Annotated in this window: 14 protein-coding genes; 8 read left to right on the top strand and 6 right to left on the bottom strand. The window is 74.8% G+C overall.

Going from position 1 to position 11,817, the window contains the following annotated elements:
• Positions 1–47 precede the first annotated feature (47 nt).
• On the top strand, positions 48–362 hold the full coding sequence (locus tag ACIQD7_RS19905) for a hypothetical protein (RefSeq protein WP_402443063.1): 315 nt from the start codon (positions 48–50) through the stop codon (positions 360–362).
• 93 nt (positions 363–455) lie between these two features.
• Here ACIQD7_RS19905 and ACIQD7_RS19900 read toward each other — a convergent pair whose 3' ends face one another.
• Positions 456–980 (bottom strand): DUF6328 family protein, encoded by a 525-nt coding sequence (locus tag ACIQD7_RS19900; RefSeq protein ID WP_161373741.1) that lies wholly within the window; start codon positions 978–980, stop codon positions 456–458.
• Between the two features lie 166 nt (positions 981–1,146).
• On the opposite strand from ACIQD7_RS19900, the gene ACIQD7_RS19895 reads away from it, so the two are divergent.
• The 3 genes from ACIQD7_RS19895 (at position 1,147) to ACIQD7_RS19885 (ending at position 2,478) form a co-directional block, all read left to right on the top strand.
• Positions 1,147–1,425: a hypothetical protein gene (locus ACIQD7_RS19895; RefSeq protein WP_402443061.1), complete on the top strand. Its 279-nt coding sequence runs from the start codon at positions 1,147–1,149 to the stop codon at positions 1,423–1,425.
• Between the two features lie 118 nt (positions 1,426–1,543).
• Positions 1,544–1,864: a DUF2087 domain-containing protein gene (locus ACIQD7_RS19890; RefSeq protein WP_053641508.1), complete on the top strand. Its 321-nt coding sequence runs from the start codon at positions 1,544–1,546 to the stop codon at positions 1,862–1,864.
• The gene (locus ACIQD7_RS19885) at positions 1,861–2,478 is read left to right on the top strand and encodes a LysE family transporter (RefSeq protein WP_402443060.1); all 618 of its coding nucleotides are present in this window, start codon (positions 1,861–1,863) and stop codon (positions 2,476–2,478) included. The genes ACIQD7_RS19890 and ACIQD7_RS19885 overlap by 4 nt, the downstream gene beginning before the upstream one ends.
• A 55-nt stretch (positions 2,479–2,533) precedes the next feature.
• Here the strand turns inward: ACIQD7_RS19885 and ACIQD7_RS19880 are convergent, their stop codons facing one another.
• On the bottom strand, positions 2,534–2,878 hold the full coding sequence (locus tag ACIQD7_RS19880; RefSeq protein WP_402443058.1) for a hypothetical protein: 345 nt from the start codon (positions 2,876–2,878) through the stop codon (positions 2,534–2,536).
• 245 nt (positions 2,879–3,123) lie between these two features.
• On the opposite strand from ACIQD7_RS19880, the gene ACIQD7_RS19875 reads away from it, so the two are divergent.
• A complete protein-coding gene (locus tag ACIQD7_RS19875; RefSeq protein WP_402443056.1) occupies positions 3,124–3,264 on the top strand; it encodes a hypothetical protein in 141 nt (46 codons plus the stop codon).
• Between the two features lie 26 nt (positions 3,265–3,290).
• On the opposite strand, the gene ACIQD7_RS19870 is transcribed toward ACIQD7_RS19875, so the two are convergent.
• From ACIQD7_RS19870 to ACIQD7_RS19860, 3 genes are all read right to left on the bottom strand, one after another.
• Positions 3,291–4,247, bottom strand: a complete 957-nt coding sequence (locus tag ACIQD7_RS19870; RefSeq protein ID WP_402443054.1) for a helix-turn-helix domain-containing protein — start codon at positions 4,245–4,247, stop codon at positions 3,291–3,293.
• Positions 4,244–6,580, bottom strand: a complete 2,337-nt coding sequence (locus ACIQD7_RS19865; RefSeq protein WP_402443052.1) for a heavy metal translocating P-type ATPase — start codon at positions 6,578–6,580, stop codon at positions 4,244–4,246. The genes ACIQD7_RS19870 and ACIQD7_RS19865 overlap by 4 nt, the downstream gene beginning before the upstream one ends.
• A 74-nt stretch (positions 6,581–6,654) precedes the next feature.
• Complete coding sequence (locus tag ACIQD7_RS19860) at positions 6,655–6,843, bottom strand: hypothetical protein (RefSeq protein ID WP_402443051.1); 189 nt, start codon at positions 6,841–6,843, stop codon at positions 6,655–6,657.
• A gap of 186 nt (positions 6,844–7,029) precedes the next feature.
• Here ACIQD7_RS19860 and ACIQD7_RS19855 point away from each other — a divergent pair, with 186 nt between their 5' ends.
• From ACIQD7_RS19855 to ACIQD7_RS19845, 3 genes are all read left to right on the top strand, one after another.
• Entirely contained in the window at positions 7,030–7,980 is a 951-nt protein-coding gene (locus tag ACIQD7_RS19855) for a hypothetical protein (protein ID WP_402443049.1), read from the top strand.
• A gap of 52 nt (positions 7,981–8,032) precedes the next feature.
• Positions 8,033–8,740, top strand: a complete 708-nt coding sequence (locus tag ACIQD7_RS19850) for a copper homeostasis protein CutC (protein WP_402443047.1) — start codon at positions 8,033–8,035, stop codon at positions 8,738–8,740.
• Positions 8,741–8,811: 71 nt separating this feature from the next.
• Positions 8,812–9,693, top strand: a complete 882-nt coding sequence (locus tag ACIQD7_RS19845; protein WP_402443045.1) for an aminoglycoside phosphotransferase family protein — start codon at positions 8,812–8,814, stop codon at positions 9,691–9,693.
• Positions 9,694–9,700: 7 nt separating this feature from the next.
• On the opposite strand, the gene ACIQD7_RS19840 is transcribed toward ACIQD7_RS19845, so the two are convergent.
• Positions 9,701–11,761, bottom strand: coding sequence for a HelD family protein (locus tag ACIQD7_RS19840; RefSeq protein WP_402443043.1), 2,061 nt, complete (start codon positions 11,759–11,761; stop codon positions 9,701–9,703).
• Positions 11,762–11,817 lie beyond the last annotated feature (56 nt).

The following is an 11,817-nucleotide window of genomic DNA, read 5'->3' as shown; positions in this document are numbered from 1 at the left end:
ATGGCGAGTCCGTTTCGCTTGTCCCACTCGTTTGACACGCTGGACGCATGTCCGAGACGACGTACGACATCGGTGAAGGCCCGGCGACGCGCGTCAGCCTTTCCCTGCCGGAAGGGACAGCAGAGGCGATCCGGGCCCGAGCCGGCAAGCGCGGGTTCTCCGCGTTCGTCACGGCGGCTGTCGAGCGGGAGCTGCGGGGGCAGGTGCTGGACGAGTACCTGGCGGACTACGCGAGCCGCAAAGGGCCGGTCTCCGATCAGGCGAGGCACGGGGCGCGCCAGGTCTTCGACGACGTGTTGGCGGACGAGGACCAGTGGCCCGCCGCAAGCCGGCGCCCGAAACGCTCGTCCTCGACGACATGAGCAGGCTGTGCGGCCCCCGGGTCCGGCTCGTCGCGGTGTGACCCGTAGCGCCTCCGGGGGACGACCAGTGACCGCGCGAGTGGCGCGCCCGGGCTACTCCCGGCTCGTGTAGTGGCGTCTCGCCCACAGGGGCAGTGCGAACCACAGGGTGAACAGCCAGACGCCGACCGCACCCGCCAGCCACGCGGCGAGCGCGTCGTCCAGGGCCACCCGTAGCAGCATGAGCAGGGTCAGGACGGTGGTCACCGCGAGCAGCAGCAGCCCGGTCCTGGCCATCCGGGCGGCGAGCACCACCGTCTGCGGCTTGATGCGGCGGCCCGCGACCATCCGGTGCAGGGCCACCGGGCCGATGAGGGACCCCGCGCTGGCCGCGCCCAGTACGACCGCGGTGACGTAGAGGGCGCGGTCGGTGTCGCCGAGGTCGGCGAAGGCGGGCTGGAAGACGGCGATGAACAGGACGCCGAAGAGGATCTGCACCCCGGTCTGGGCCACCCGCAGCTCCTGCAGCAGGTCGGCCCACATCCGGTCCGCGCGCTCCTCGGCCGACTCGTCGCGTCCCCGGCGCCGGGCGGAGGGGCCGGGTGCGGCGTCCCCGTGGCCTTCCGGTTCCGGTGCCATACGCGCTCCTCGCCGAGGTCTCCCCACGGCCCCTACGGAAAGTCTCCCACCGCCCCGGGCGGGGAGCGAGGCCTGCCCCTTCGTCCGTTCGGCCCCGCCCCCGCGCGGGTCCCGGGGGCGGCTGCTGTGCTGGACGGGACACCCCCGCGCGTACAGGAGCGACACCATGGCCGTCATCGTCACCGTCGAGATCCCCGGTGGGACCGAGGAGCAGTACGAGGAGATCATGCGTCTGTTCGGGGACGTCGACTGGTTCCCGGCGGACGGGCTCATCGCGCACGCGGCCGGACCCGACGGGGAAGGGGGCTGGAAGGTCGTCGACTTCTGGGACTCCGAGGACCGGTTCCTCGCCTTCGTGGAGCGGGCACGGCCGATCATGGAGCGGGCCGGCATCTCGTCGATGCTGCCGACGGTGCAGCAGGCGGTGAACGTCATCGTGCGCTGACGGCGCGCGGGGCGGTCGAAACACCTTCCGTACCTCTTCCGTGCTCTCCCGTGCCGACGGCGCGGGCCGTCGAAAACCCTTTGCGGCGGGCATGGCCCGGGGGCCAGGCTCCTCGTCCATGACCAGTCATCCTCCGCACCCGCCCGTCGCGTCCGTCGCGGACCTGTTCGCCGCCGACGGACGCCTCAAGGCGGTCCCGCGCCGGGCCGCCCGTCGCGAGGCGCTGCTCGCGCACCTCGCCGCGACCCTCTTCGAGACCGGCCGGACCTACCGGGAGTCCGAGGTCAACGAGGCGCTGAAGGGCGTGCACGAGGACTTCCCGGCCCTGCGCCGGTACCTCGTGACCGGCGGCTTCCTCTCCCGTACGAAGGACGGCGCCGCCTACCGCCGACAGCAGCGGACCGGCACTCCCGGAGGCGCGATCCCCGCCGTCGCGTGACGGCGGGCCCGGTGGTGGCCGGCCTCCTGGCCGGCTACGGCATCGCGATCCCGGTCGGCGCCGTCGGCGCCCACCTGGTGGCGGTCGCGGCCCGCTCCCCGTGGCGTACGGGAGCGGGCGCGGCGCTCGGCATCGCCACCGCGGACGGGCTGTACGCCCTGCTCGCCGTCCTCGGCGGCGCGGCCCTCGTCCCCCTCCTCGCCCCGGTGGCGGCCCCGCTGCGCCTGGGCTCGGCCCTGGTCCTCGTCGCGCTCGCGGCGCACTCCGCGCGGCGGGCCGTACGGGCGTACCGCGCCGGTGCGGCCCCGGGGCGGGAGCTCCCGCCCCCCGCTCCCCGGCGCGCGTTCCTCGCCTTCCTGGGGATCACCGCCCTCAACCCCCTGACCGTGCTGTACTTCACCGCCCTCGTCCTCGGCGGCCGTCCGGCGACGGGCCCGGCCGGGGCGACCGCCTTCGTACTCGCGGCCTTCACCGCCTCCGCGAGCTGGCAGCTCCTCCTGGCCGGCACGGGCACCCTCCTGGGCCGTACCGTCACGGGACCCCGGGGCCGCCTGACGACGGCCCTCGCGTCGAGCGCGCTGATCGTGGCGCTGGCGGTGGGAGTGGTGGTCTGAGCGGGGGCCGGAGGCCGGGGGCCGGGGGCCGGGGGCGGTCGGGAGGTCGGGCCGGTCAGCGGCCCCGCCGCGCCCCCGCCGCCAGGGCCGCCGCTCCCACCAGCCCCACGAGCGCCCCCGCCGCCAGCACCCCGCCGTGCGAGCGCCAGGAGAGGACCGCCCCGTTCGACCGGGCGGAGAAGACCGAGCCGACCGACAGGGCCGAGCCGACGGAGCCGACGCTCGCCCAGGAGCCGATCGAGCCGACCGAGTGGGCGGAGCCGACCGAGCCGATGGAGAGGAACGAGCCCACCGAGCCGATGGACAGCATCGAGCCCACCGAGCCGATCGAGAGGAACGAGTCCCTGGACCAGAGGGAGAGGGACGAGGCTTCCGGGCGGACGTTCGGGCGAGAGGTCATGTCCCGATCCTAGGGACGCGGGGCGTTCCCGGCAGGGTGCGCGGCCGGGCTTCTTCCGGCCACCCCGGTCAGAACAATGGCCGAAATATCGACTGCCCGTACGGCCCGGCCGGCCCTACGGTCGGTCCGCTGCGGCCGGACGGCCGCCGTGCGCCCCGTACGTGGCACTCAGTACCTCTCGTTCAGTACGTGGCACCGCGCACCGCCCAGGAATCCGTCTCGCTTCGTCACTCCGGAGGAGAACCATGTCCGCACTGCGCAAGTCCCTGGCCGTCCTCGCATTGGGCGCCCTCTTCTCCCTCGGCCTCGGGGGGACGAGCCACGCCACCAACCAGTGCGAGTGGTGGTTCGACGGAGCCCCCGTCTTCTACTGCCAGCCGGCCTAGCAACGAGCCGTCAGCCCGTCAGCCCGTCAGCCCGTCCGTGCGTTCCGGAACGTCCGCCGGTACGTGTCCGGCGGCACTCCGAGCGCGTTGTGGAAGTGGCGTCGGAGGGTCGTCGCCGTGCCCATGCCCGTGCGGGCGGCGATGAGTTCGACGCTGTCGTCCGTGGTCTCCAGGAGCTCCTGGGCCCGGTGGATGCGCTGGGTGTGCAGCCAGCGCAGCGGGGTGGTGCCGGTGGTGGTGGCGAAGCGGCGGGTCAGGTTCCGGGTGCTCATGTTCGCCCGGCGGGCCAGGTCGGGGACCGTCAGCGGCTCGTCGAGCCGGGCGCCCGCCCAGGCCAGGAGGTCCGCGAAGGCGTCGGCCGCGTCGGCGGACGTCGGCCCGGCGACGTACTGGGCCTGGCCGCCCGCGCGGCGGGCCGGGACCAGGAGCCGCCGGGCCAGTTCGGCGGCGACGGCGGCCCCGTGGTCGGCGCTGACCAGGTGCAGGCACAGGTCCATCCCGGCGGCCTTGCCCGCCGAGGTCAGGACATTGCCGTCCTCGACGTAGAGGATGTCCGGGTCGACCTCGACCCGGGGGTGACGAGCCGCCAGGTCCCCGGTGTGCGCCCAGTGCGTGGTGGCGCGGCGGCCGTCCAGTACGCCCGCCGCCGCCAGGACGAACGCCCCCGTGCACAGCGACACGATCCGCGCGCCCCGCGCGTGCGCCGTGCGCACGGCCTCCAGGAGGTCGGCGGGCGGGGCGGCGTCCACGTCGGTGCAGGACGGGACGATGACGGTGTCCGCCCCGGCGAGCGCGTCGAGGCCGTGCGGGGCGTCGATCCGGAGCCAGCCGCCGACCCGGGCGGCGGCGGTGTCCCGCGCGGCGCAGACCTGGAAGTCGTACCAGCCGTCGGTGATCCCGCGGTCGACGCCGAACACCTCGCAGGCCGCCGCGGTCTCGAACAGCATCGTCCCGTCGTGGACCGCCAGCGCCACAGAAGTCATGCCGGGGAGTGTACGGAGGCGGGGTCTTCCCCCCGGCCCCGGCCGTCCTCTCCCCGTCCCCGGCCCCGGTCGTCCGTCGCCCTGAAGCCCCGCAGCCGCAGGCTGTTGCCGACCACGAAGACCGAGGAGAAGGCCATCGCCGCGCCCGCGATCATCGGGTTGAGCAGTCCGGCCGCGGCGAGCGGCAGCGCCGCCACGTTGTAGGCGAAGGCCCAGAAGAGGTTCGAGCGGATCGTGCCGAGGGTCCGGCGGGAGAGCCGGATCGCGTCGGCCGCCGCCCGCAGGTCCCCCCGTACGAGGGTCAGGTCGCCGGCCTCGATGGCGGCGTCCGTGCCCGTGCCCATGGCCAGGCCCAGGTCGGCCTGGGCGAGCGCGGCGGCGTCGTTCACGCCGTCGCCGACCATCGCGACCGAACGGCCCTCGCCCTGGAGGCGCTTGACGACGTCGACCTTGTCCTGCGGCATGACCTCCGCGATCACCTCGTCGATGCCGACCTCGGCGGCGACTGCCTCCGCGACCGCCCGGTTGTCGCCGGTGAGCAGGATCGGGACGAGGCCGAGCCCGCGCAGCCGCCGGACCGCCTCGGCGCTGGTGTCCTTGACGGCGTCCGCGACCTCCAGGACCGCGCGCGCCTCCCCGTCCCAGGCGACCGCGACGGCGGTCCGCCCCGCCTTCTCCGCCGCGTCCTTCGCGGCCGCGAGCTCCGGCGGGAGGGGCATCGCCCACTCCTCCAGGAGCTTCTCGCGGCCGACGAGGACCGCGCGGCCCTCGACCACGCCCTGCACGCCGAGGCCGGGGACGTTCGCGAAGTCCTCGGGAACGGGCAGGGTGCCGACCCGGTCGGCCGCGCCGGTGGCGACGGCCCGGGCGATCGGGTGCTCGGAGGAGTGCTCCAGGGCGCCCGCGAGCCGCAGCACGTCCTTCTCGTCCGTCCCCCCGGCGGTGTGGACGGCGAGGAGGGTCATCCGGCCGGTGGTGACGGTGCCGGTCTTGTCCAGGACGATCGTGTCGACCCGGCGGGTGGTCTCCAGGACCTCGGGGCCCTTGATGAGGATGCCGAGCTGCGCGCCGCGCCCGGTGCCGACCATGAGGGCGGTCGGGGTGGCCAGGCCGAGGGCGCACGGGCAGGCGATGATCAGGACGGCGACGGCGGCGGTGAACGCGGCGGTGAGGCCCTGCCCGGTGCCGAGCCAGAAGCCGAGGGTGCCGAGGGCGAGCGCGATGACGACCGGCACGAAGACGGCCGAGATCCGGTCCGCGAGGCGCTGGGCGGCGGCCTTGCCGTTCTGCGCGTCCTCGACCAGCTTCGCCATCCGGGCGAGCTGGGTGTCGGAGCCGACGCGGGTGGCCTCGACGACGAGCCGGCCGCCCGCGTTCAGGGTGGCGCCGGTGACGGCGTCCCCGACGCCGACCTCGACCGGGACGGACTCGCCGGTGAGCATGGAGGCGTCCACGGCGGACGAGCCCTCGACCACGGTGCCGTCGGTGGCGATCTTCTCGCCGGGCCGGACCAGGAAGCGGTCCCCGGCGCGGAGTTCGCCGGTCGGTACGGTGACCTCCCGGCCGTCCTTCAGGACGGTGACCTCCTTGGCGCCCAGCTCCATCAGGGCCCTGAGCGCCGCGCCCGCCTTCCGCTTGGAGCGGGCCTCGAAGTACCGCCCGGCCAGGATGAAGGCGGTGACGCCCGCGGCGGCCTCCAGGTAGATGTTCCCGGCGCCGTCGGTGCGGGCGATCGTGAACGCGAAGGGGTGGGTCATGCCGGGCGTCCCGGCCGTACCGAAGAACAGCGCCCACAGCGACCACAGGAACGCGGCGCCCGTACCGACCGAGATCAGGGTGTCCATGGTGGCCGCGCCGTGCTTCGCGTTGGTCCAGGCGGCCTTGTGGAAGGGCCATGCGGCGTAGACGACGACCGGCGCGGCGAGCGTGAGGCTCAGCCACTGCCAGTACTCGAACTGGAGGGCCGGGACCATCGCCATGGCGATGACGGGGACGGCGAGGACGACGGCGGTGACCAGGCGCTGCCGGAGGGGCCGCAGCTCCTCGTCGGCCCGCTCCTCGTCGGAGGGGCCCGCGTCGGCGCCCTTGGACCTGGGCGGTTCGGGCTCGGCGGCGGTGTAGCCGGTGGCCTCGACGGTGGCGATGAGGTCGGCGACGCCGACGCCCGCGCCCGCGTCGAAGGTGACCTTCGCCTTCTCGGTGGCGTAGTTGACGGTGGCCTCGACCCCGTCCATGCGGTTGAGCTTCTTCTCGACGCGGGCCGCGCACGAGGCGCAGGTCATGCCGCCGATGGCGAGCTCGACCTGAGCCGTGCCGGATGTCGTCGTAGCCATGGACTCTGCTCCTCGTGGGGTACGGGACGGGGGTACGGGTACGGGGGCCGGTGCGGGTGCGGGTGCGGGTGCGGTCAGGCGCGGCCGGCCGGCTCGCGGCCCGCCCCGTCGTCGGCGGTGGCGGCGGTGGTGGCGGCGGTGGCGGCAGCGGTGATCGCGGTGCCGTCGGGCTCGGCGCCGGTGGTCGCGCCGTCCGCGCCAGTCGAGCAGCCGTGGTCGGGGGTGCAGCAGGAGCCCATGGCTTCCTCCTCGGTCGGTTCCATCCTCTCGATACCCTAGGGGGGTATCGCTTCGCGGTTCCATGTATACCCCCCTGCCGTATTCATGGCAAGCGGCTCCCCCGCTTGACTTGATACCCCCTAGGGGTATGGTGAGGTGTGTCGAACGGTTCAGGGCGCGGTCGCCCGCACCGCCCGCGCCGCCCACGTACGAGCTACGGGAGAGCAGCCATGAACACCGGTGCGAAGATCACCGCCTTCGCCGCCGCGCTCGCCGCGACCTTCGGGACGGCGTACGGGGTCGGCACGGCCGTCGGCCCCGCCGCCCCGGCGAAGACCCCCGCGGAGGCCCCCGCAGAGGTCCCGGCGGCCGACGGGCACCCCGACCACGGGGAGGAAGAGGTCCCCGCCGCGAGCGCCCCCGGCGGTCTCCAGGTCTCCGAGGGCGGCTACACCCTCGCCCTGGAGGACCCGACCCCCGCGCCCGGTCCCGGCCGGACCGTCCTGAGGTTCTCGATCGAGGACGCGGCCGGGAGGAAGGTCACCGCCTTCACCCCCGAGCACGGCGAGGAACTGCACCTCGTCGTCGCCTCGCGCGACCTCACCGTCTTCCGCCACCTGCACCCCGCGAAGGCCGCCGACGGCACCTGGACGGCCGAGACCGACCTGCCGGCCGCCGGGCCCTACAAGGCCTTCGCGGACTTCAGGCCCGCCGCTCCCGGGGCCCGGTCCCTCACGCTCGGCGCCGACGTCTCCGTACCGGGGGAGTACGCGCCGAAGCCGGTGCCCGCCGCGCCGGCCGCGACCGTGGACGGCTATCAGGTCCGCCTCGGCGGCACCCTCGACCCCGGGAAGCCCGGTGAGCTGCGGTTCACCGTCTCCAGGGGCGGGAAGCCGGTCACCGACCTGGAGCCGTACCTCGGGGCGTACGGGCACCTCGTCGCCCTGCGCGAGGGTGACCTTGCCTACCTCCACGTCCACCCGAACGAGGGCGGTCCCGGCCCGGACGTCTCCTTCACGGCGACGGCGCCCAGCGCGGGCACGTACCGTCTGTTCCTGGACTTCCGGCACGGGGACGAGGTGCGGACGGCGGCCTTCACGGTACGGGTGGGCGTTTCCGGGGCACCCGTTTCCGCAGAGGGTGAGGCCGAGCACGGTGCGGGCGGCCACGAGCACGGCTAGGCTGGTCATTGGACTAGACCTATAGCCGTCATTCATGGAGGAATGGGCTTCGATGAGCAACCGTGCAGTCCTTGAGGTGATCGCCCTCGACGAGCAGGACGCGGTCGCCGCCCAGACCGGCGGCGCCGACCGGCTCGAACTCGTCACCGACATGGCGGCGGACGGGCTCACCCCGTCCGGGGCCGGCTTCGCCGCGATCCGCGCCGCCGTCGACATCCCGCTGCGCGTGATGCTCCGGCTCACCGACGGTTTCTCGGCCGGCGGCCCCGAGGGGACCGACGCCCTCGTGGCGCGCGCCGCCGACCTCCGGGAGGCCGGCGCGGACGAGTTCGTCCTCGGCTTCCTCACCCCCGACGGCGAGCCGGACCTGGTCGCCGTCGAGCGCCTGATCGCCGTCCTCGACGGCTGCCGCTGGACCTTCCACCGGGCGATCGACCGGGCCGCCGACCGCGACGGGCTGCGCAAGGCCCTCGCCGACCTGCCGGGCCTGGACACCTACCTCACGGCCGGTGCCGCCACCGGGGTCGACGACGGCCTCGCCACCCTCAAGGCCGAGGCCGCCCGCGCGGGCGAGCCCGGCTACGAGGCCCGCGTCCTCGTCGGCGGCGGCCTCCGCCTCGACCACCTCCCCGAGCTGCGCGCGGCCGGCCTCGACGCCTTCCACATCGGCGGCGCGGCCCGCCCCGAGGGCTGGGCGGCCCCGGTCTCGGCGGACGCGGTCCGCACGTGGCGGGAAGCGGTGGACGCGCCGCTCTCCTGAGCACCGGCTGTTCGCCGGCGCACGGGAAAAGACGTGGTCCCCTCCGTGCGCCGGCCACTACCCTCGCCCGCATGTCGCCCTCCCCCGTACCGGACACCGCCCTCGTCGAACGCCTGGTCGCGGCGCAGTTCCCCCGGTGGGCGCACCTGCCCGTACGGGCCGTGGACTCGGCGGGGACGGACAACGCCGTGTTCCGGCTCGGGGACGACCTCGCCGTGCGCCTGCCGAAGGCCGGGTGGGCCGGGGGACAGGCCGAGAAGGAGCGGTACTGGCTGCCGCGCCTCGCCCCGCACCTGACGCTGCCCGTCCCCGTGCCGGTCGGGCACGGCGAGCCGGGGGAGGGCTTCGCCGGGCCCTGGTCGGTGTGCCGGTGGCTCGACGGGGACGACGCCCACCGCGCCCCGATCACCGATCTCGCCCACGCCGCCGTCGAGTTGGGCCGCTTCGGCGTCTCCCTGCGCGGGGTGGACGCGACCGGCGGCCCGCCGTCCTTCCGGGGCGGCCCGGTCACCGACTGGGAGCGGGGCGCCATGGCACCGGCGATCGAGGCCCTCGGCGCGGACGGCACGCTCGACGCCGCCGCCGTCACGGAGGCCTGGGAGGCGGTGCTCCGCCTCCCGCCGTGGCGGGGCGACCCGGTCTGGGTCCACGCCGACCTCCTCCCCGGCAACCTCCTCACCCGAGACGGCCGCCTGTCCGCCGTCATCGACTTCGGCGGCCTCGGCACGGGCGACCCGGCCTGCGACACGATGGCCGCCTGGACCCTCCTCACCCCCGCCACCCGCCCCCTCTTCCGCGAGGCCTCCCGCGTCGACGACGCCACCTGGGCCCGCGGCCGGGGCTGGGCCCTCTGCTGGGGCGTCGTCACCGAGGCGTACTACCGGGAGAAGAACCCGGTCCTGGCGTCGGTCGCCCGCCGCACCCGCACCGAGGCCCTGGCGGACTTCCCCTAGGGGACGATCACACCGCCCCCAACTGCTCCGGCACGGGCGCGGAGTGAACGACCGTCAGGCCCGACACCGCCCGCGTCAGCGCCACGTACAGACGCCGCAGGCCCGTCCGCTCGTCGGGTTCGCCGTCGACGACCGCCGCCGGCTCGTCCAGGACCACGTAGTCGTACTCCAGGCCCTTCGCGAGCGACGCCGGGACCAGGGTCAGGCGGGACTCGGCCGTCGTCTCCTCGCCGGGGGAGAGGTGCGGCAGGCCCGCCGCCGCCAGCGCCTCCGCGAGCGGCGCGATCCGCGCGTCGGCGGCGATCAGGCCGATCGAGCCCTCGTGGTCCAGCGCCTCCACACAAGCCGCGACGACGGCCGCGTCCAGGTCCTCCGCACGGCTGTGCCGGACCTCCAGCGACCCGGGGTTCTCCCGGACCGACTCCACCGGCGCGAGCCCCGGCGACATGTGCGGAAGCAGCCGCGAGGCGTACGCGATGACCTCGCGCGGCACGCGGAAGCCGGCCGTCAGCTCCTCGACCACCGCCTCCGGCTTCCCCAGGTGCCCGAGCGCCTGCGCCCAGCTCTCCGTCGCCCACGGCGTCGTCCCCTGCGCCAGATCGCCCAGGACGGTCGCCGAACCGGTCGTGCAGCGCCGGCCCACCGCCCGGTACTGCATGGGGGACAGGTCCTGCGCCTCGTCGAGGACCACGTGCCCGAGCGAGTGCGTCCGCTCCACCAGGTCCATCGCCTCGTCCACGAGCACCGCGTCCGCCGCCGACCACCTCGCCGTCTTCACGCTCCGGCCCGGCTTCTCCCAGAGCAGCAGCTTCCGCTCGTCCTCCGTGAGCACCCCCTCGGCGTGCTCCGCCAGGAACTCCGCGTCGCTCAGCAGCCGCAGCACCAGCTTCGCCGGGTCCACCGGCGGCCAGCACTCCTTCACGACCGCCTTCACCGCCGCGTTCCGCGCCACCGCGTTCTGCACCCGGTCGTCCGGCGCCTCGCCCGCCTGCTCCATCCGTACGAGCACGGCGTGCGCGATCCGCTGCGGAAGCGCCTCGCGGGCCGCCCCGTACCGGATGTCCCGGTCGAGCAGCTCCCGCACCATCTCCTCGATCTCGTACGCCGGGACCCGCCAGCGGCGCGAGCCGCGCACCACCATCAGCGACTCCTGCGGCAGCTTCACGTGGGAGCGGACCGCCCGCCGCAGCACCTCTGCCATCCGGGCGTCGCCCTTCACGACCGCCGTCGCCGCCGCGTCCGTCCCCCGCACCTCGACGTGCGCCACCAGGTCGTCCACCGTCGCCTGCTTCACCTCCAGCTCGCCGAGCGCGGGCAGCACCTGCTCGATGTAGTGGAGGAAGGACCGGTTCGGCCCGATGACCAGCGTCCCGGTGCGGGCCAGCCGCTCCCGGTGCGCGTAGAGCAGGTACGCGACACGGTGCAGGCCCACGGCCGTCTTGCCGGTCCCGGGCCCTCCCTGCACGCACACCGACCCCGACAGGTCGGACCGGACGATCTCGTCCTGCTCGGGCTGGATCGTCGCCACGATGTCCCGCATGGGACCCACGCGCGGCCGCTCGATCTCCGCCTGGAGCAGCCGGCTGGTGCGCTCCAGCTCCTCCGGGTCGGACAGGTGCTCGTCCTCGTACGCGGTGAGCTCGCCGCCCGTGTACCCGAAGCGGCGCCGCAGCCCCACGTCCTGCGGGTCCTTGCGCGACGCCCGGTAGAACGGCTGCGACACCGGGGCGCGCCAGTCGATCACCATCGGATCGCCGCCGGCGTCGTGCACGTGCCGCCGCCCGATGTAGAACCGCTGCCCCTCCTGCGTGGTGTGCAGGTAGTCGAGCCGTCCGAAGAACAGCGGCGTCCCGGCCAGGTCGGCCAGCGCCTTGATCCGGTCCTCGATCTGCCGCTCCAGGACGACCGCGTTCACCCAGTTCGCGGTGACGTCCTTGATGTCGAGCGCCTGCACGTCCTCGCGCATCGCGCGCAGGGCGGCGCGGGAGTCGGCCAGGTGGGCGCGTTCGCGCGCGAGCGGATCGTCGTCGGACAGCGGCTGATCGGGCACGGACACGGGCACGGACACGGCGGAGCCTCCGGGGCGGATGCGCGGATACGCGGACACGTCGAGGTGGCCGCCGG

The organism is Streptomyces sp. NPDC093071, assembly GCF_044754545.1.
Classification (GTDB): Bacteria; Actinomycetota; Actinomycetes; order Streptomycetales; family Streptomycetaceae; genus Streptomyces.
Note: the sequence above shows the minus strand (reverse complement) of the source record. Positions and strands in the feature narration are given on the sequence as shown.